This window comes from Tardiphaga sp. GW822-FHT04G09, assembly GCF_058800725.1.
The window spans coordinates 133,898-151,273 of the sequence record NZ_JBXAMO010000008.1 but is presented as its reverse complement, the minus strand read 5'-3'; the positions used below and the strand labels follow the sequence as shown (position 1 = coordinate 151,273).

Annotated in this window: 18 protein-coding genes; 10 read left to right on the top strand and 8 right to left on the bottom strand. The window is 61.0% G+C overall.

Annotated features, from left to right (window positions below; all coding sequences use genetic code 11):
* Nucleotides 1-8 precede the first annotated feature (8 nt).
* Nucleotides 9-818, bottom strand: coding sequence for an undecaprenyl-diphosphate phosphatase (locus AC1RLZ_RS16405; protein WP_493189463.1), 810 nt, complete (start codon nucleotides 816-818; stop codon nucleotides 9-11).
* Nucleotides 819-1,022: 204 nt separating this feature from the next.
* Between AC1RLZ_RS16405 and AC1RLZ_RS16400 the strand changes: the two genes are divergently transcribed.
* Both AC1RLZ_RS16400 and queG read left to right on the top strand, forming a co-directional pair.
* Nucleotides 1,023-1,715 carry a glutathione S-transferase family protein gene (locus tag AC1RLZ_RS16400; protein ID WP_493189462.1) on the top strand — a complete coding sequence of 231 codons (693 nt, stop codon included), beginning with the start codon at nucleotides 1,023-1,025 and terminating at the stop codon, nucleotides 1,713-1,715.
* Nucleotides 1,664-2,899: a tRNA epoxyqueuosine(34) reductase QueG gene (gene queG, locus AC1RLZ_RS16395; protein ID WP_493189461.1), complete on the top strand. Its 1,236-nt coding sequence runs from the start codon at nucleotides 1,664-1,666 to the stop codon at nucleotides 2,897-2,899. The genes AC1RLZ_RS16400 and queG overlap by 52 nt, the downstream gene beginning before the upstream one ends.
* On the opposite strand, the gene AC1RLZ_RS16390 is transcribed toward queG, so the two are convergent.
* Nucleotides 2,859-3,329: a nuclear transport factor 2 family protein gene (locus tag AC1RLZ_RS16390; RefSeq protein WP_493189460.1), complete on the bottom strand. Its 471-nt coding sequence runs from the start codon at nucleotides 3,327-3,329 to the stop codon at nucleotides 2,859-2,861. The genes queG and AC1RLZ_RS16390 overlap by 41 nt on opposite strands.
* Nucleotides 3,330-3,396: 67 nt before the next feature.
* Nucleotides 3,397-4,179 (bottom strand): alpha/beta hydrolase, encoded by a 783-nt coding sequence (locus AC1RLZ_RS16385; RefSeq protein WP_493189459.1) that lies wholly within the window; start codon nucleotides 4,177-4,179, stop codon nucleotides 3,397-3,399.
* Nucleotides 4,180-4,501: 322 nt separating this feature from the next.
* Here AC1RLZ_RS16385 and infC point away from each other — a divergent pair, with 322 nt between their 5' ends.
* Nucleotides 4,502-5,041: a translation initiation factor IF-3 gene (gene infC, locus AC1RLZ_RS16380; RefSeq protein WP_371423610.1), complete on the top strand. Its 540-nt coding sequence runs from the start codon at nucleotides 4,502-4,504 to the stop codon at nucleotides 5,039-5,041.
* Nucleotides 5,042-5,139: 98 nt separating this feature from the next.
* Here infC and AC1RLZ_RS16375 read toward each other — a convergent pair whose 3' ends face one another.
* Nucleotides 5,140-5,286 (bottom strand): hypothetical protein, encoded by a 147-nt coding sequence (locus tag AC1RLZ_RS16375; protein ID WP_493189458.1) that lies wholly within the window; start codon nucleotides 5,284-5,286, stop codon nucleotides 5,140-5,142.
* 293 nt (nucleotides 5,287-5,579) lie between these two features.
* Between AC1RLZ_RS16375 and rpmI the strand changes: the two genes are divergently transcribed.
* From rpmI to AC1RLZ_RS16345, 6 genes are all read left to right on the top strand, one after another.
* Complete coding sequence (gene rpmI / locus AC1RLZ_RS16370; RefSeq protein WP_068730283.1) at nucleotides 5,580-5,780, top strand: 50S ribosomal protein L35; 201 nt, start codon at nucleotides 5,580-5,582, stop codon at nucleotides 5,778-5,780.
* A gap of 68 nt (nucleotides 5,781-5,848) precedes the next feature.
* Nucleotides 5,849-6,208: a 50S ribosomal protein L20 gene (gene rplT, locus AC1RLZ_RS16365; protein ID WP_068730282.1), complete on the top strand. Its 360-nt coding sequence runs from the start codon at nucleotides 5,849-5,851 to the stop codon at nucleotides 6,206-6,208.
* A gap of 180 nt (nucleotides 6,209-6,388) precedes the next feature.
* Nucleotides 6,389-7,471 (top strand): phenylalanine--tRNA ligase subunit alpha, encoded by a 1,083-nt coding sequence (pheS, locus tag AC1RLZ_RS16360; RefSeq protein WP_371423452.1) that lies wholly within the window; start codon nucleotides 6,389-6,391, stop codon nucleotides 7,469-7,471.
* On the top strand, nucleotides 7,468-9,873 hold the full coding sequence (pheT, locus tag AC1RLZ_RS16355; RefSeq protein ID WP_493189457.1) for a phenylalanine--tRNA ligase subunit beta: 2,406 nt from the start codon (nucleotides 7,468-7,470) through the stop codon (nucleotides 9,871-9,873). Before pheS ends, pheT begins: the two co-directional genes overlap by 4 nt.
* Nucleotides 9,870-10,637: a sulfite exporter TauE/SafE family protein gene (locus AC1RLZ_RS16350; protein ID WP_493189456.1), complete on the top strand. Its 768-nt coding sequence runs from the start codon at nucleotides 9,870-9,872 to the stop codon at nucleotides 10,635-10,637. The genes pheT and AC1RLZ_RS16350 overlap by 4 nt, the downstream gene beginning before the upstream one ends.
* A gap of 73 nt (nucleotides 10,638-10,710) precedes the next feature.
* Nucleotides 10,711-11,658, top strand: coding sequence for an MBL fold metallo-hydrolase (locus AC1RLZ_RS16345; protein WP_493189455.1), 948 nt, complete (start codon nucleotides 10,711-10,713; stop codon nucleotides 11,656-11,658).
* Nucleotides 11,659-11,683: 25 nt separating this feature from the next.
* Here the strand turns inward: AC1RLZ_RS16345 and AC1RLZ_RS16340 are convergent, their stop codons facing one another.
* On the bottom strand, nucleotides 11,684-13,087 hold the full coding sequence (locus AC1RLZ_RS16340; protein WP_493189454.1) for a flavin monoamine oxidase family protein: 1,404 nt from the start codon (nucleotides 13,085-13,087) through the stop codon (nucleotides 11,684-11,686).
* A gap of 194 nt (nucleotides 13,088-13,281) precedes the next feature.
* Here AC1RLZ_RS16340 and AC1RLZ_RS16335 point away from each other — a divergent pair, with 194 nt between their 5' ends.
* Nucleotides 13,282-14,172 carry a YiiX/YebB-like N1pC/P60 family cysteine hydrolase gene (locus AC1RLZ_RS16335; protein WP_493189453.1) on the top strand — a complete coding sequence of 297 codons (891 nt, stop codon included), beginning with the start codon at nucleotides 13,282-13,284 and terminating at the stop codon, nucleotides 14,170-14,172.
* Nucleotides 14,173-14,178: 6 nt separating this feature from the next.
* Here the strand turns inward: AC1RLZ_RS16335 and AC1RLZ_RS16330 are convergent, their stop codons facing one another.
* Genes AC1RLZ_RS16330 through AC1RLZ_RS16320 form a run of 3 tightly spaced genes read right to left on the bottom strand, consistent with a single transcriptional unit; the run spans nucleotide 14,179 to nucleotide 17,358 of the window.
* Nucleotides 14,179-15,030, bottom strand: coding sequence for a carbohydrate ABC transporter permease (locus AC1RLZ_RS16330; RefSeq protein WP_493189452.1), 852 nt, complete (start codon nucleotides 15,028-15,030; stop codon nucleotides 14,179-14,181).
* Between the two features lie 13 nt (nucleotides 15,031-15,043).
* Nucleotides 15,044-15,922 (bottom strand): carbohydrate ABC transporter permease, encoded by an 879-nt coding sequence (locus tag AC1RLZ_RS16325; protein WP_371423445.1) that lies wholly within the window; start codon nucleotides 15,920-15,922, stop codon nucleotides 15,044-15,046.
* Between the two features lie 53 nt (nucleotides 15,923-15,975).
* Nucleotides 15,976-17,358, bottom strand: coding sequence for an ABC transporter substrate-binding protein (locus AC1RLZ_RS16320; RefSeq protein ID WP_493189451.1), 1,383 nt, complete (start codon nucleotides 17,356-17,358; stop codon nucleotides 15,976-15,978).
* Between the last annotated feature and the right edge of the window lie 18 nt (nucleotides 17,359-17,376).

The following is a 17,376-nucleotide window of genomic DNA, read 5'->3' as shown; positions in this document are numbered from 1 at the left end:
ACGGAATTTTAGTAACCCAGCGCCAGCGCGATCAGACCGAGCGTGCCGACTATCACGCGCCACCATGCGAACAGCGTGAAGCCATGGCGCGTGACGTAGCCCAGAAAGCTCTTCACCACGATGATCGCGGTGATGAACGACACCACGAAGCCGATGGCGATGATCGTGCCGTGATCGACCGAGAGATCGGCGCGGCTCTTGTAGAGATCGTAGACGAAAGCGCCGACCATGGTCGGGATCGCCAGGAAGAACGAGAACTCTGCCGCTGCGCGCTTCTCGGCGCCGAGCAACATGGCGCCGACGATGGTCGCGCCGGAGCGCGACACGCCTGGAATCATCGCCACGCACTGCGCCAGACCAATCTTCAGATACATCGGCAAAGGGAACGTCGTGGCATCGTGATGGACCGGCTCAAGATCGAGCTGATCGACCCAGAGCAGGATCGCGCCGCCGACGATCAGCGAAAAGCACACGACCCACGGATTGAACAAATAGCTTTTGACATAGCCGCCGGCGGCGGCGCCGATGATCGCGGCGGGCAGGAATGCGACGAGGACACCGATCACGAAACGGCGCGCCGCGGCATCGCCTTTGAACAGATCCAGCGCAATATGCCACAATTTGCCGAAGTAAATTGCAAGGATCGCCAGAATGGCACCGAGCTGAATCAGCACGGCGAAACTCTTCCAGAAATTATCCTCACCCAGATCAAAGAAGCGCTCTGCGAGCAAGAGATGCCCCGTGGAGGAAACCGGCAGGAATTCGGTGACGCCCTCGACAACGCCGAGAATCACCGCCCTTATCGCATCAGACATCATCTGCTTATCTGTCCTTCGTCAGTGTGGGCCTGAAAAAGCCGGGTTCTTCTCGCTTATTCCCACCATTGCTGCAATCGCAAATACCATCACATTCGCGGGTTGCCTCAGAGCCAAGCTTCGCTAGTTTGGCGCGCGCCGCGTGACACTTTTACCACCGACGCAACCGAGACGCTTTCTTAAGATCGCATAACTATCAAGGCCCGCATGTACACGCTCTACCATCATTCGTTCTGCCCGCATTCCCGCTTCATTCGTCTCGTACTCGGCGAATACGGACTCGACCTCACGCTGGTGGACGAACGGCCGTGGGATCGTCGCGAGGCATTCCTGGCGCTCAATCCCGCGGGAACTACGCCTGTGCTGCTCACCGACGGTTTTCCGCCCATTCCCGGTGCCGGGATCATCGCCGAATATATCGACGAAACACATGGGCCAGACGTAGGAGACCGCCGATTACTGCCGGTCTCGATGGCGGAACGCATCGAAGTGCGCCGGCTGATGGCGTGGTTCAACGAAAAGTTCTTCGAGGAAGCGTCCGGCCCCCTGGTCACGGAACGGATCTACAAGCGCTTCATGAGCGAAGAAGTCGGCGGCGGTGCGCCGGCGATGGATGTGATTCGCGCAGCCACCGCAAATGTGCGCTATCATCTGGCCTATATCGGCTGGCTGGCGCGGACGCGCAATTTCCTGGCCGGTGACCGACTGACTTATGCGGATCTGGTCGCGGCAGCCCATCTGTCGGCGATCGACTATCTGGGCGATGTGCCATGGAGCGAGGACGACGCAGCGAAGGCGTGGTACGCGCGGGTGAAATCCCGTCCGTCGTTCCGACCGCTGTTGAGCGAATGGCTGGCGGGCGTGCCAGCATCGCGGACCTACGTGGATCTCGATTTCTGAACACAACCGCTGACGGTGAACGCGGTGCGCTTCCCACGGATCTCAGAGAGACGCTGACCCGCGAGGCATTGACGCTCGGCTTCGATTCGATCGGAATCACCGATCCCGATGCCATCGCCGGCGTGCGCGAGCGATTGCAGGAATTTCTTGATACCGGCGCCCATGGCGACATGGAGTGGCTGGCCGACAATCCGGACCGTCGCGCCGACCCGAAGGTAATGTGGCAGGACGTCCGCTCCGTCATCATGCTCGGCGTCAATTACGGACCGGACGAGAACCCGCTCGAAATCCTGAAGCAACGCTCGCATGCCGCGATCTCGGTCTATGCCCGCGGCGACGACTATCATGACCTCATCAAGAAACGCCTGAAGCTTTTGGCACGCTGGCTGATCGCGCAGGCTGGCGGCGACGTCAAAGTATTCGTCGATACAGCCGCCGTGATGGAGAAGCCGCTTGCCGGCGCGGCCGGTCTGGGCTGGCAGGGCAAGCACACCAATCTCGTGTCGCGCGAATTCGGGTCGTGGCTGTTCCTCGGCGCGATCTTCACCACGCTTGAACTGCCGCGCGACGCGCGCGCGGTCGATCATTGCGGCTCGTGCCAGGCCTGTCTCGACAGCTGCCCGACCGCGGCCTTTCCCGCGCCCTACAAGCTCGATGCGCGACGCTGCATTTCCTATCTCACGATCGAGAACAAAGGCCCGATACCCCGCGAGTTCCGCAAACCCATGGGCAACCGCATCTATGGCTGCGACGATTGCCTCGCTGCCTGCCCATGGAACAAGTTTGCGCAAGAAGGCCGCGAGATCAAACTCGCCGCGCGCGATGAATTGCGCGCGCCGTCGCTAGCTGAATTGGCGCGGCTCGACGATGCGGCTTTCCGGGCGTTCTTCACGAAGTCGCCCGTGAAGCGCATCGGCCGCAACCGATTCGTCCGCAACGTGCTGATCGCCATTGGCAATTCGAACGACCTGTCGCTGATGAGCGAAGCGCAGCGGCTACTCGATGACGAAAGCCCAGTGGTGCGCGGGGCTGCGATATGGGCGCTGTCGCAATTGATGCCTGCGGACGGATTTGCTGCGCTAGCCTCGCAACTCGCCGATGCCGAACAGGACGAGAGCGTCTGCGACGAATGGCAACTCGCGCTCAGTTTGTCAGATGCCGCGCCATCTCCGGCCGCGCTCTAAGCGCTGCCCCCTGCTTGCCGACGATCTTGGCGATGCGGTCCGGCGCGAAATGCAGATCGACGAAGGCCGGCGCCGTATTGGCCACTTCGTGATAGCTCACGATCTTGCCGTCACGCAGCGTCATGATCGCAACGCCTTCGAACATCGCGCGACCGCCATCGGCTTCGGGGAGTTTCGAGCGATAGCTGAACGTATAGCGCGCATAGAGCGTGGTACCGTCGCTTACCGGCCTGTGCATGTCCCAGCGGAAATCGTCGGCGGTCCGATAGAACCAGTCATCGACCATGTCGGCGATTTTGGCGCGGCCTTCGAACACACCGTAAAAGACGTCGTGATAGACGCCGTCCTCGGTAAAGAGCGCCGCGAAGCTCTGGCCGTCACGCTGTTCGACAGCATCGCAAAATGCGCGCAGCATCGCCGTGGCATCCATCCCAAGTTCCTCCCGCTGATTGATCGCTCTTTTCAGGCGAGCCTATTCAACCGCGCGGGTGACGCAATCAAAACTCCGCCACGGCCGACAATAGTCGCGCAATGTCCTGCGGGCGCGACAGCCGATGATCACCGTCCTGGATCATGGTCAACACGACATCCTCGCTCGGCAGCCGTTCTGCCAGTCGGAAAGCGTGTTGCCACGGCACGTCGGGGTCCTGCCGGCCCTGCAGGATCCGGACGGGGCAACCGACATCGATCGTGCCGCCGAGCAGCAGGTGATTGCGTCCCTCTTCGATCAACTGTCGCGTGATCGGGTAGGGCTCGCCATATTCCGACGGGCGCAGCCATTGGCCGGCAGTCTCGATCTCCGCGCGAATTTCCGGAGAGAAGCCCTTCCACATCAGCTCTTCGGTGAAATCCGGCGCCGGCGCGATCAGCACCAAGCCCTTCAGCGTCGCGCGCCCTACTTTGCCGCGCCGGGCCAGCGCACGCGCCAGCAGCAACGCCATCCAGCCCCCCATCGACGAGCCGATCACCACTTGCGGACCCTGGCAGGCCGCATCGAACGCCGCGAGGCTATCCTCCAGCCATTGACCGATGGTGCCATCGACGAAATCGCCGCCGGATTCACCGTGGCCGGAATAGTCGAAACGTACACAGGCCCGGCCGTGCTCGGCGGCCCAGGCATCGAGCGCCACCGCCTTGCCGCCCTGCATGTCGGATTTGAAGCCGCTCATCCAGAACAGGCCCGGTGTTCCGCCATCGCGGACCCGCATGGCGATCTGGCGGTTGTTGCCGGCGGCGCCGACAGTGATGAAGGTAGGGTCGGTCGATACCGTTGTGCTCATCAAACTATCCTTGTTCGACCTCAAAATGCCGCTTGCTATTTGATTGAGCAGGTCGGGATCGTCAACGCCGATCCCTAAACCTCCATATCCTCTGGAACACCCACCCCAGTGCCGCGTTGCGCTTCCATCAACCGCGGCTTGCAGAACGATCCGGAGAACTCTATTTGAGCAATGTCAGCGGGGCGCGACGCGTGATGGCCTTTCGCGTGACGAAATTGCCTCGTATTTGAGTGATTTGGCGCCATATGGCGTGAGTTTGCTTGCTCGAAACGCCTTATTCCTTCACACTGCGGCCTTCCTTCACAACATTGGAGAGTTACCCATTCGCCGTCCCAACAGAGCCCCGCCCGCCGCAACCAAAGACGGGCCGCGCACCAACGATGAAATTCGCAATCTGCAGATCCAGCTGATTGATCAGACCGGCCTCAACCACGGCACCGTGGAAACCATTGCTGCGATCAAGATGGCAATGGAAGCCGGTATGGATCTGGTCGAGATTTCGCCGAACGTGAATCCTCCCGTCTGCAAGATCATGGACTACGGGAAATTCAAATATTCGGCGCAGAAGAAAGCCGCCGAGGCCCGCAAAAAGCAGAAGATCGTCGAAATCAAGGAGATCAAGCTCCGCCCGATGATCGATGATCATGACTACGACGTGAAAATGCGCGCGATGCAGCGCTTCTTCGAAGAAGGCGACAAGGTCAAAATCACCTTGCGCTACCGTGGCCGCGAAATGGCGCACCAGGAAATCGGCACCAAGCTGCTCGACAAGGTCAAAGCAGACGTCGCCGAATACGCCAAGGTGGAGCAGGACGCGCGCTTCGAAGGTCGTCAGGTGGTGATGGTGCTGGCACCGCGCTGATCACAGCGGCGACTTGGCAACGAGGGATTTCGGCCCGTCAGTTTTGGCGGGCCTTTTTCTTTGGAAGCGTGTTCAGAGATCAATCGAAACCGGACGGGTTAGCCCGAGATGATGGCGAGTGCACCGGCCAGCGCGATGGCGGCGGCAAGACCCGCGGCGACGAACATCCAACGGGTGGCGGTCTGAGCAGCGGCATTTTGCTGGATGGCAACCGCCCTTGCGGCGGCACGTGTATTCCGGGCCATTGTCGTCGTCTCTCTGTTTCTCTGGTTCGGGTTACATAGGCATCCGGGCCCGTTCGGACCAGTCTGAAGCCATGCGCTAAACAGAGTGTTGAGCCGCGTTAATCGTTGCCATCGGGGCATTCCTCTGCCATAAGCCCAACCTTCGTCGCCCGGCTGATTAAGGGCTGCCGTGTCGACGACTGTGCTGACTTTCCGCAAACGGCGGTTAGTTGAGCATTTTCAACGCTCTAACGAGCATTTTAGCCTACGCAACGCCCCTCGGGGCGCTTTCTGCGTGGCCATAGGAGAGCCAAATGCCCAAGCTGAAGACCAAGTCGGGCGCCAAAAAGCGCTTTAAAGTTACCGGAACGGGTAAGGTTATGGCCGCCCATGCCGGCAAACGCCACGGTATGATCAAGCGGACGAAGAAGCAGATTCGTCAGCTCCGCGGCACCCGCGTGCTGTTCAAGACCGATGGCGACAACATCAAGCAGTACTTTCTGCCAAACGCCTGATCGCCCTTACGCCGCTTGATTGCGGCGGATATCACCCCTTTTGTTATTTCAGATGAAGGAGATCAGTCATGGCTCGCGTAAAACGCGGTGTGACGGCTCACGCCAAGCATAAGAAAGTCTACAAGGCCGCCAAGGGTTTCCGTGGTCGCCGCAAGAATACCATCCGCGCCGCCAAGGCCGCCGTCGACAAGGCCGGCCAATATGCGTTCCGCGATCGCAAGCGCAAGAAGCGTACGTTCCGCGCGCTCTGGATCCAGCGTCTCAACGCTGCCGTCCGTCCGCTCGGCATGACCTACAGCGTGTTTATCAACGGTCTCGCCAAGTCCGGCGTGACTGTCGACCGCAAGGTGCTCTCGGATCTCGCGATCAACGAGCCGGCGGCGTTCAACGCGATTGCCGAGAAGGCCAAGGCTGCTCTCGCAGCCTAAGCTCTCTACGCTCCGCGTATTCATCGACATTGTCATGGCCGGGCAGAAGCGTTCACACGCTCCTGTCCCGGCCATTGACGTCTTAATCCCTGTGATACCCGTGCTGTAGAAGCTGGTGCCCGGCCTTCCGTCGGACGCGAAGACAGCAAGAGGCGCCCGCCTCTCTCATCGAGGTTGCTGATGTCCGATCTGACGACACTCCAACAAAATATCCTGGCCGATATTGCCAATGCTTCCGACGAAGCGGCCATCGAAGCCGTCCGTGTCGGCGCACTCGGCAAGAAGGGCTCGATCTCCGCGCTGTTGTCGACTCTCGGCAAGATGACGCCGGAAGAACGCAAGACCGAAGGCGCGGCCATCAACCTGGCCAAGGACACCGTTACGCAGGCGCTGACCGCGCGCCGCGATGTGCTGAAATCCGCCGCCCTCGATGCACGTCTCGCTTCCGAGACCATCGACGTCACGCTGCCGCTGCGCGATGGTCCCGCCGAACTCGGCCGCATTCATCCCCTCAGCCAGACCTGGGACGAGCTGACGACGATCTTCGCCGATATGGGCTTCGCCGTCGCCGAGGGTCCGGATATCGAGACCGACGACTACAACTTCACCAAGCTGAACTTCCCCGAGGGCCACCCGGCCCGCGAGATGCACGACACCTTTTACTTCAATCCGAAGGAAGACGGCTCACGCCTGCTGCTGCGCACGCATACGTCCCCCGTGCAGGTGCGCACCATGCTGAGCCAGCAACCACCGATCCGCGTGATCTGCCCGGGGCGCACCTATCGCAGCGACTCGGACCAGACCCACACGCCGATGTTCCATCAGGTGGAAGGCCTGGTCATCGACAAGGGCTCACATCTCGGCCACCTCAAATGGATCCTGCACGAATTCTGCAAGGCGTTCTTTGAGGTCGATAACGTCAATATGCGTTTCCGCCCGTCGTTCTTCCCGTTCACGGAGCCGTCGCTGGAAGTCGATATCCAGTGCCGACGCGACAAGAACGAGATCCGTTTCGGCGAAGGCGAGGATTGGCTCGAAATTCTCGGCTGCGGCATGGTGCATCCAAATGTGCTGCGGGCCTGCGGCATTGATCCCGATGTGTATCAAGGCTTCGCCTGGGGTATGGGCATCGACCGTATCGCGATGCTGAAATACGGCATGGCCGACCTGCGCCAGTTGTTCGAAGGCGACGTGCGCTGGCTCAATCACTACGGCTTTAAGCCGCTTGAAGTACCGACACTGGCCGGAGGACTGAGCACGTGAAATTCTCCCTCTCCTGGCTGAAGGATCATCTCGACACCGACGAGTCGCTCGAGACGCTGACCGACAAGCTCACCATGATCGGTCTTGAGGTCGAGCATATCGACGACAAGGCGAAGCTTCTGAAGCCCTTCACGATCGCCGAGATCGTCACGGCCGTGCAGCATCCCAATGCTGACCGCCTGCGTGTCTGCACCGTCAATGCCGGCGACGAAAAGCCGCTGCAGATCGTCTGCGGTGCGCCGAATGCACGCGCTGGGCTAAAGACCGTCCTCGCCAGGCCGGGTACTTTTATCCCGGGCAAGGATTTCACCATCGGCCTCGGCAACATCCGCGGTGTCGAAAGCCAGGGCATGCTGTGCTCGGCCGGTGAACTCGGCCTGCCGGACAATGTCGACGGCATCATCGAACTGCCTGCCGATGCGCCTGTCGGCGCGATCTATCCCGATTGGGCCAAGCTCGGCGATCCCGTCATCGAGATCAACCTGACGCCCAATCGCCAGGATTGCACCGGCGTCTCCGGCATCGCCAGGGATCTTGCCGCGGCCGACATGGGCGTGTTCAAGAATCCCGGTATCAAGCCGATCAAGGGGGAATTCCCCTGCCCCATCAAAGTCACCGTCGAAGACGCGACATTGTGCCCGGGCTTCGCGCTGCGTCTCGTGCGCGGCGTCAAGAACGGCCCTTCTCCCGATTGGCTGCAGAAGAAGCTGACCTCGATCGGTCTGCGCCCGATCAATGCGCTGGTCGACATCACCAACTTCCTGACCTTCGACCGCGCACGTCCGCTGCATGTGTTCGACGCGGCCAAGGTGAAGGGCGATATCGTGGTACGCCGTGCCCGCGACGGCGAAACGCTGCTCGCGCTGGATGGCAAGACCTATACGCTCGACAGCAAGGCCTGCGTCATCGCCGACAACCATGGCGTCGAGTCGCTCGCTGGCATCATGGGCGGCGAAGCGTCGGGCTGTTCGGAAGAAACCACCGACGTCCTGATCGAATCCGCGCTGTGGAACGAGATCAATATCGCGCAGACCGGCCGCAGGCTCGGCATCAATTCCGATGCGCGTTATCGGTTCGAGCGCGGCGTCGACCCGGCCTTCATGGTGCCCGGCCTCGAACTGGCGACCAGGCTGGTGATGGAACTGTGCGGCGGCACGCCGTCAGATAGCGTCGTGGTCGGCAAGAGCTATGGCGACGATCGCCTGATCGATTTCCCGATTGCCGAGGTGAAGCGCCTCGCCGCCATCGACGTGCCGTTCCCGGAGATGCGACGCATCCTGACGCATCTCGGCTTCATGGTGGCGGGCAGCGGCCCCGTGGTGAAAGTCGCCGTGCCATCATGGCGCAGCGATGTGACCGGCAAGGCGGATATCGTCGAAGAGATCATGCGCATCGTCGGCGTCGACAAGGTGCCGATGACGCCGTTCCCACGTGGCGACGCCCCGCGCAAGCCCGTGCTGACGCAGATTCAGCAGCGTACCCGGCGCGCCAAACGCGGACTGGCGGCGCGTGGTCTCGTCGAGGCCGTGACGTGGTCGTTCATTTCGAAGCCCCACGCCGAAGTCTTCGGCGGCGGTGCGCCCGAACTGGCGCTGGCCAATCCGATCGCGGCTGACCTCTCCGACATGCGCCCGAGCCTGTTGCCAGGCCTTATCGCAGCAGCGCAGGCCAATGCGCATCGCGGCTCGTCCGACCTCGCACTGTTTGAAGTCGGCCAGATCTTCCGTGGTGATCGCCCACAGGATCAGTTCATGGCCGCCTCCGGCGTGCGGCGCGGCCTTGCATCGTCGGCAGGCAACGGCCGTCACTGGTCAGGCGCCAGCGCTGCGAACGCGCTCGACGCCAAGGCCGATGCATTTGCAGTTCTCGCAGCCGCGGGTGCACCGATGCAGGCATTGCAGATCGTCGCCGGTGGTGCCGACTGGCTGCATCCAGGTCGCTCCGGCACGATCCAGATCGGACCGCAGAACATCCTCGGCTATTTCGGCGAGTTGCATCCGCGCGCACTCGAGGCACTCGGTGCCGACGGCCCGGTGATGGCGTTCGAAGTGATCCTCGACCGCATTCCCGACGCCAAGCAGAAGGCGACGCGCGCCAAGCCGACGCTCGAGCTTTCGGCGTTCCAGCCGGTGTCGCGCGATTTCGCTTTCATCGTCAATCGCAAGGTCTTGTCTGGCGACATCGTGCGTGCCGCAGCCGGCGTGGACAAGAAGCTGGTCACCGGTGTGACCGTGTTCGACGTCTATGAGGGCAAGGGCATCGACGACGACAAGAAGTCGGTAGCCATCGCGGTGACGATCCAGCCACGCGAGAAGACCCTGACCGATCAGGAAATCGACGCGGTGGCGGCAAAGATCGTGGCTGAAGTGACGAAGAAAACGGGCGGTACGTTACGCGCATGATGGAGACGCTTGGCCTGGTCCAATACTCGACCACGTCGCTCGTCTTCATCACAGTGACAGCCTTCATCGCCGGACTGGCCCGCGGGTTCTCGGGCTTCGGTTCGGCGCTGATCTTCATGCCGCTCGCCTCGAGCGTGGCCGGCGCGCAGATCGCGTCGCCCTTGCTGCTGCTGATCGACTTCTCGACCACGCTGACGCTGATCCCGAACGCCGCAAGACGAGCCGACAGGCGCGACGTCAGCATCATTTCGCTGGGCGCACTCATTGGCGTGCCGCTTGGCACGATGGCCCTGGCCTGGGCCGATCCGCTCACCATCCGCTGGGGTATCGTCGCGCTCATCGTCACGATGCTAACACTGCTGATCTGCGGCTGGCGTTATCCGGGCAAGCCGACCGTACCGGTGACGGTCAGCGTTGGCGGTCTCGCCGGGTTCTTCGGCGGACTGGCACAGCTCGGGGGCCCGCCAGTGGTCATGTATTGGCTGCGTGACGCGGCCGTGGCCGCCGTCACGCGCGCAAACATCATTCTGTATTTCGCCATCGCCGACGTGCTGATCATCATCAGCTACACGATCGGCGGATTGTGGAGCACGGCCATCCTCGGGCTCGCCGTGATCACCGGGCCGGTATTCGGACTTGGCCTGTGGATCGGCTCGAAACTGTTCGGCAAGGCCAGCGACGAGCTGTTCCGCCGCATCTGCTACACGCTGATCGCCGTCTCGGCGCTGATCAGCCTGCCGCTGTTCGACGGGATATTTCACTGACGCTTGCGTGACTTGCGGCGCCAGCCGGCACGGCGCTAGGGTCTCTCCAATTCAAGAACAACGGGAGAAGACCATGATCGATCGCCGCGACATGCTGAAGTTTGCTGCTGCCGGCGCCGTGGTCTTCGCGGCGCGCCCCGCGCTGGCGCAGACGCTGACAAAACCGCGCACCAGGATCATATTTCTCGGCACCAAAGGCGGCCCGCGCGTCGGCGTCGGTGCATCCAATCCCGCTAACCTCGTTGTGGTCAACGACACGCCGTTCGTGATCGATTGCGGCATGGGCGTCAGCCGGCAACTGGTCAATGCCGGCGTGCCTATTCCCTCGGTGAAGTACATCTTCATCAGCCACCACCATTCCGATCACAATCTGGAATACGGCAACCTGTTCTACAATGCCTGGGCCGCAGGCCTCTCGACACCGATCCACTCGTTCGGCCCCAAGGGCATCGAGGCAATGACCCGGACTTACTGGGAGTTGAACAAATTCGACGTTGATACCCGCATCGAAGATGAAGGTCGCCCCGATCCGCGGCCGCTGCTCATTGCCAAGGATATCGCGGAGGATGGCGTGGTGCTGCAGACCGCCAACGTCAGGGTGACGGCATTCCGCACGCCGCATCCGCCGATCGTCGACAACTTCGCCTACAAATTCGAGACGCCCGACGGCGTCATCGTGTTCTCCAGCGACACCGCTTACAACCCGAAACTCGCAGAGTTCGCCAAGGGAGCGGACGTGCTGGTGCATGAGGCACTTTACGTGCCTGCTGTTGACCGGCTGGTGATCAAAACGAAGAACGGCGCGACACTGAAAAAGCATTTGATGGAGAGCCACACCACCACCGAGGATGTCGGCCGCATCGCCGCCGCAGCCGGTGTGAAGGTGCTGGTGCTCAGCCATTTCGTGCCGGGCGACGATCCCGAAGTCACGGACGAGGACTGGATCGAAGGCGCGCGAAAGAATTTTTCCGGCAAGATCATCGTTGCCAAGGATCTGATGCAGCTGGCGCTACCGGTGTAGCGCCAATCGCAGCCTCACGTCGCGACTACTCGGCCCCACCTCCGCTCGATCGCTGCCGACGCTGCTTGACCCGCAATGGCTTTTCCGGCTCGAGCTCTTTCATGGCGCCGATCTTCTTGAGCGCGGCCTCTGCTGCGCGCTCGCCGCTTTCCCATGCGCCATCGACCGTGCCCCACAATGTTTCGTGCGTGGCTTCGCCGGCGAGGAACAAATTTCCCATCGGTTCGGAGAGAATACGGCGTGAAGCCTGTCCGCCCGGCGCTGCGCCTGACATGGCACCAAGCACGAACGGCGATGCATTCCAGCGCGTGGTTGCCGAACGCTTGATCGCCGCCTTGAGATCGGAGCCGAACAGCTTCGTCAACCACTCGACCGCGAAAGCCACCATCGCAGCTTCACCTTGGGCTGCGAGATCGCGGCCGAATGCGCCAGCGACATCGACGGTACACAGCGATGACCCGCCAATATTCGCAAACAGCGCACCGGTCCGCGCATTGATGCTTTGCTCGACCATCAGCTCGTCGCGACCGAGCCCAAGCGGGTTGCCATTAAACTGCAGCGCAATGCGGTCGTAACTGCCGAGACTGAGTTTTGCCGCGGCATCGAACTGACGCTTCGGCAGTTCCGGCGTGAACTTGATCGCACCGGACGACAACACATTGCTCGACACGGTGATGATGACAGCACGCGCGCCGATACGGCCCGATGCCGTTTCAACGCCGATCTCGCGACCGCTCCACGTCACGCGCGTCGCAGGCGTCGACAGCGCCACCGGGACGGTCTCGCCGAGTTTGCCCATCAGCGCGCCGAGCCCCTGGCGGGTGGCAACATCGATGGCACGATCCTGTGCGCGAGAAAGATCCAGCGTCGAGAGATCCTTCAGGTCCTTACCGGTCGCATAGGCCCCGAGCAAGAAATCGATCGTGCCCGCCCAGTCCCCGAGGTCCTTCGGCAGCGCCGCAACGCAGGAGATGTCGGCACGGCGCGCTGCCTCGTCGATGGCGCGATTGGCGCGCACTACCGCGGCGAGCAATTCCTCGGTCTCGCCGGCGCGGGCATTGCGACGCCCGATGCGCAACTTCTGGCTCGGCGGCGACGGTGCGACATCAATACCTGCAGGACGCGCCAACTTCACCAGCGCATTGGTTTCGGGCGTGTGCAGCCAGCGCGCCCCGCGATCGAACGGAACGTCGAAGCTGGTGGAATCCGTTGCGCAGCGGCCGCCAATCTGGTTGGAGGCTTCGACCACGATCACTTTGCGGTTCGCCGCCTGGATGCGGCGGGCTGCGGCGATGCCTGCCGCACCTGCGCCGATCACGACAATGTCAGCATCGCGCGGTAAAGACGCAGCCAATGCCCTTGCGCCAAACAGCGGCGCAAGCGTCAATGCCGCAGACGCCGACAGGAAATCGCGGCGCGAAATTGTCATGACATGGTTTCCGAAACTTTGTGATGCATGAGAACGTCCCGCGAACCTTGCCGTATTCGAGGATGTGCAGCAACCGTCGTGGTGAATCAATCGTCACCAGTGCCGCAGAGGCATGAACCAAATTGCAATGGCTTGCGACCATGATGAAGCCAGGGAAAGCGGTCGATACGAATCGCACCGGGGGAGTAACCATCATGGGCCTCATGCTCGATACGGTCGGGAAACTGATCGCCAGGTATCTGCAGAAAGAGCTGCCCGGCTATGAGCCGTTTACGCCGAGCGATCCTGAGCGCCTGCGCGAAGTGATCCGGGAAGGCGACGTGTTGCTGGTCGAAGGCAACAACCACATCTCAGGCATCATCAAGTATCTGACGCAATCGACCTGGTCGCACGCCGCGCTCTATGTCGGGCCGATCGAAGGCGCGATGGAGCCCGATGGCGAACCGCATGTGCTCATCGAGGCCAATATCGGCGAAGGCGTGACGTCTATGCCGCTGTCGAAGTACTTTCCATATCACACGCGGGTTTGCCGCCCGGTCGGACTGTCCTATGAAGACCGCACCACGGTGTGCCGCTATGCCATCAACCGCATCGGCTTCGGCTACGACACCAAGAATATTCTGGATCTGATGCGCTTTCTGATTCCGCTGCCGATACCGCAGCGCTGGCGGCGACGCATGATCGCTTTCGGATCCGGCGATCCCACCAAGATCATTTGCTCGGCATTGATCGCACAGGCCTTCGATGCCGTGCGCTATCCTATCCTGCCGAAGATCACCCGTGGCGGCAGCCGTCAGGCACGCCGCGAGATCCTGCACATCCGCGATTCTTCGCTGTATATGCCGAGGGATTTCGACATCTCGCCCTATTTCGAAGTGGTCAAGCCAACCATCGAACTCGGCTTCGACTACACGGCACTGCATTGGGCCGACAAGCAGAAGCCGCTCCCGGAGGTAGCGGGTGCTTTCGGTCCGTTTCCGGAGCCCGCCAGCGCGCCGGCGCTCAGTTCTGAAACGGCTGGTGCGGAAACGAAATTTCCTGGCGAGGAAGTGACCATAAATCCCCGGATCAGGCTGGTGGCCTGATCCGGCTCAGGATTTCACCGCGCCCGCCGTCAATCCGCCAACCATATAGCGCCGGAACACATAATAGACTGCAGCCGGTGGCAGCGCGTAAATGAAGCCGGTGGTCATCAGCAATTCCCAGGGCGAGTCGTCGGCGGCAAGGAAATTGCCGAGCGCAACGGGAAGCGTGATCTCGGTATCCTTCGACAGCAGCAGGAATGCGTAGAGATATTCGTTCCAGGCAAGCAGCAGGGCGTAGGTACCGACGGCCACCAGCGACGGAAGCATCAGCGGCACATAGACCATACGGAACAGTTGCAGCGGCGTTGCGCCGTCCATGATGGCGGCTTCGTCGAGCTCAAGCGGCAGCTTGTCCGACGCCTGCTTGAGCACCCAGATCGCGTAGGGTGAAGCAATGGTGACCATCGCCAGGATCAGCGACCAGTGATTGTTGAGCAGACCGTAATTGCCCATCGTGCGATACATCGGCACCGCGAGGAACGCCGCTGGAATAAAGTAAGTGAACAATGCGAGGTTCATCACCGTTCGGCCGCCGCGCACGCGCAGCCGTGAAATTGCAAAGGCTGCCGATGTTGCGATCACCAGCGTCAGCGCGCCCACGGCAACTGCTATCACCACCGAATTGCCGAACTGCGCCCAGAAATCGCGCAAGAAATAATGCTGCTGATTGAACACGATCCTGAAATTGTTCAACGTTGGATGGTCGGGCCACAACTTGCCCGCAAACGCATCCTGCTTCGGCGAGATCGCGAACAGGAACATGTGGTAGATCGGAATCAGCGTCCAGATCAGCACCGGAATGCCGATCAGCAGCAGTCGCGCTTCGGTGCCGGCTTCGCGCAGGGATGGCACTCTCATCGCGGAGACCCTTTCATCGAGAGAGCCGTTTCATCATGAAATAGACCAGCGGCAGCACCAGCGGCATGGCGCAAACAATGGATGCCATCGACATGTCGAGCTGATCGAGGCGGAGATAGCGAATCCCCAACGTGGACAGAACATGGGTGAGATCGGCTGGCCCGCCTCCCGTCAACAGATAGACGCTGTTGAAGTCGCCAAGCGTCCAGATCATCGAAAGCAGCGTGCAGGTAAGATACAGCGTCTGCATCGATGGCCAGGTGATGAAGCGGAATTTCTGCCACCAGCTGGCGCCGTCAACATCGGCGGCCTCGAACATGTCCGTCGAGATTGCCAGACGCCCGGTCATCAGGATCAGCGTCCAGAACGGCAGCGACTTCCAGATGTGCACCAGAATCGCCAGCGTCAGGCCCATGGCAGGGTCATTCAGCCAGTTGGGCCCATCCTCGCCGGTGAATTTGAAAATCAGATTATTGATCACGCCCCATTCGGGATTGAACATGAATCGCACGGACAGGATGGTCGGAATCGATGGCACCGCCCAGGGCAGGATGAACAGCACCGACAGCCAGCGAATCCATGTGCGCGACTGCACGAAGAAGCCCGACAGAAACAGCGCCACCAGCATTTTGAAATTGATGCCGATGACAAGAAAGATCAGCGTATTGACGACCGCACGCGCAAACACCGGATCGTTATAGAGCGCGACATAGCTCGCAGGATGGCGCGCCAGCCATAAGCCATAACCGATCGGATAGACGACGAAAGCCAGGAACACGAGCAGATAGGGCGCGATCATCACGATGCCCCAGACCTGCGGCGTGCTCAGCCGCGCCGACCACGGCCGGCGTGGCAGCGTCTCGGCGGGAGCGGGATAGGCGATTGTGGCCATGCTGTGCACCATTGCAAAAGCCGGCCGCGAGGGGCGGCCGGCTTTGTCTCGGACTAACCCGCGACTTCCTTGATGCGGGCGATCAACTCATCGACGGCCTTCTCAACCGGCACCTTCTCGCTGACCACGCGATTCATCGCCTTGGCCCAGACGTTCTCGTTGTTCAGGATCGTGAACTTGTAGTTCTTCACGAAATCGAACGACGAGGTGCCGCCGGTGAACTGGGTGTAAACCGCCTTGCGATGTTTATCGGCCTGCCAGAACGGGCTTGCCTGTCCGGCCTTCGTCACCGGGAACCAGCGGCCGAGCGCGCCCTCGACATAGGGGCCGAGATTTTCCTCTTCCATCAGGAACTTGACGAACTCCTTGGCGCCCGCCTTGTTCTTCGACTGCGAGAAGATCATCCCCGTCTTGACGTCGGAGCGATACTTGATCGGCGTGCCGTCCGGCTTTAGCGGGAACGATGCCGTGACGATCGTTTCCTCATAGGCCTTCTTGCCGGCCGCGCGCTGCTCCGGTGTCAGTGTCTGGTTCTGCGAATCCTCGAACCACTTCGCCGCGATCGAAATCGTGAAGTTGTGGGTCATGATGATGCTCTTGTTATGGAAGGCGACATTGTTGTCGGGGTCCTTCCACGTCGTCGAGGACGGCGGCGTGCAGCCCTTTACATAGGTGTCGGTGTAATCCCGGAGCGCGCCGATCAGGCCTTCCTTGACCTTGGGATCATCCACCAGCAGCTTGCCGTCATCGTCCACCAGCTTGACGTTATAGGCGTCCATGAAGGTGTAGAACGACTGCAGCGAGTCCGTGGACTCCACGCCCATTGGCTGACCAACGCCATAGGCACGGCTGCCCGTAGCCTTGCGGTAAGCGGGCTGCACCTTGTCGCACCAAAACGACCAATAGCCTTTCCAGTCCTTTGGAATGTCATCGATCTTGAAACCGGCCTGCTGAAGCATGTCGCTCCAGATCTCAACATGCATCGACTGCTGCTTCAGCGGAAAGCCATAATAGGCCTTCTTCTTGGTCTGACCGTTCATCAGGTAGGCGGTCTCGACCGTGTTCGGCGCGAACTTGTCCTTCATCGGCGCGAGAATGTCGGTCAGATCTTCCAACTTGCCCTCGAAGGCCCATTTGCCGGAGGCCTGCACATCATAAGTGTCGGCATAGGCGACATCCGGCGGCGTGCCGGAATCCAGCGCCGCCACAGTCTTCGGGATCATGTCCTGAATGGCATATTGCGAGAGTTCGACCTTGATCTTGGTCTTGTCCTCGAACTTCTTGATCGCCGCCAGCAGCGATTCATCTTCGGATTTGTAGAACCCCTTGCTGAACCACACAGTGATGCTTTGCTGCGCGAAGGCGGGCGCTGCGGTCAGAAACAAGCCGGAAGCGGCGGTGGCAAAAACAAGCGCACGGGTACCCTTGGTGATCAAGACGTCGTCCTCCCTGAT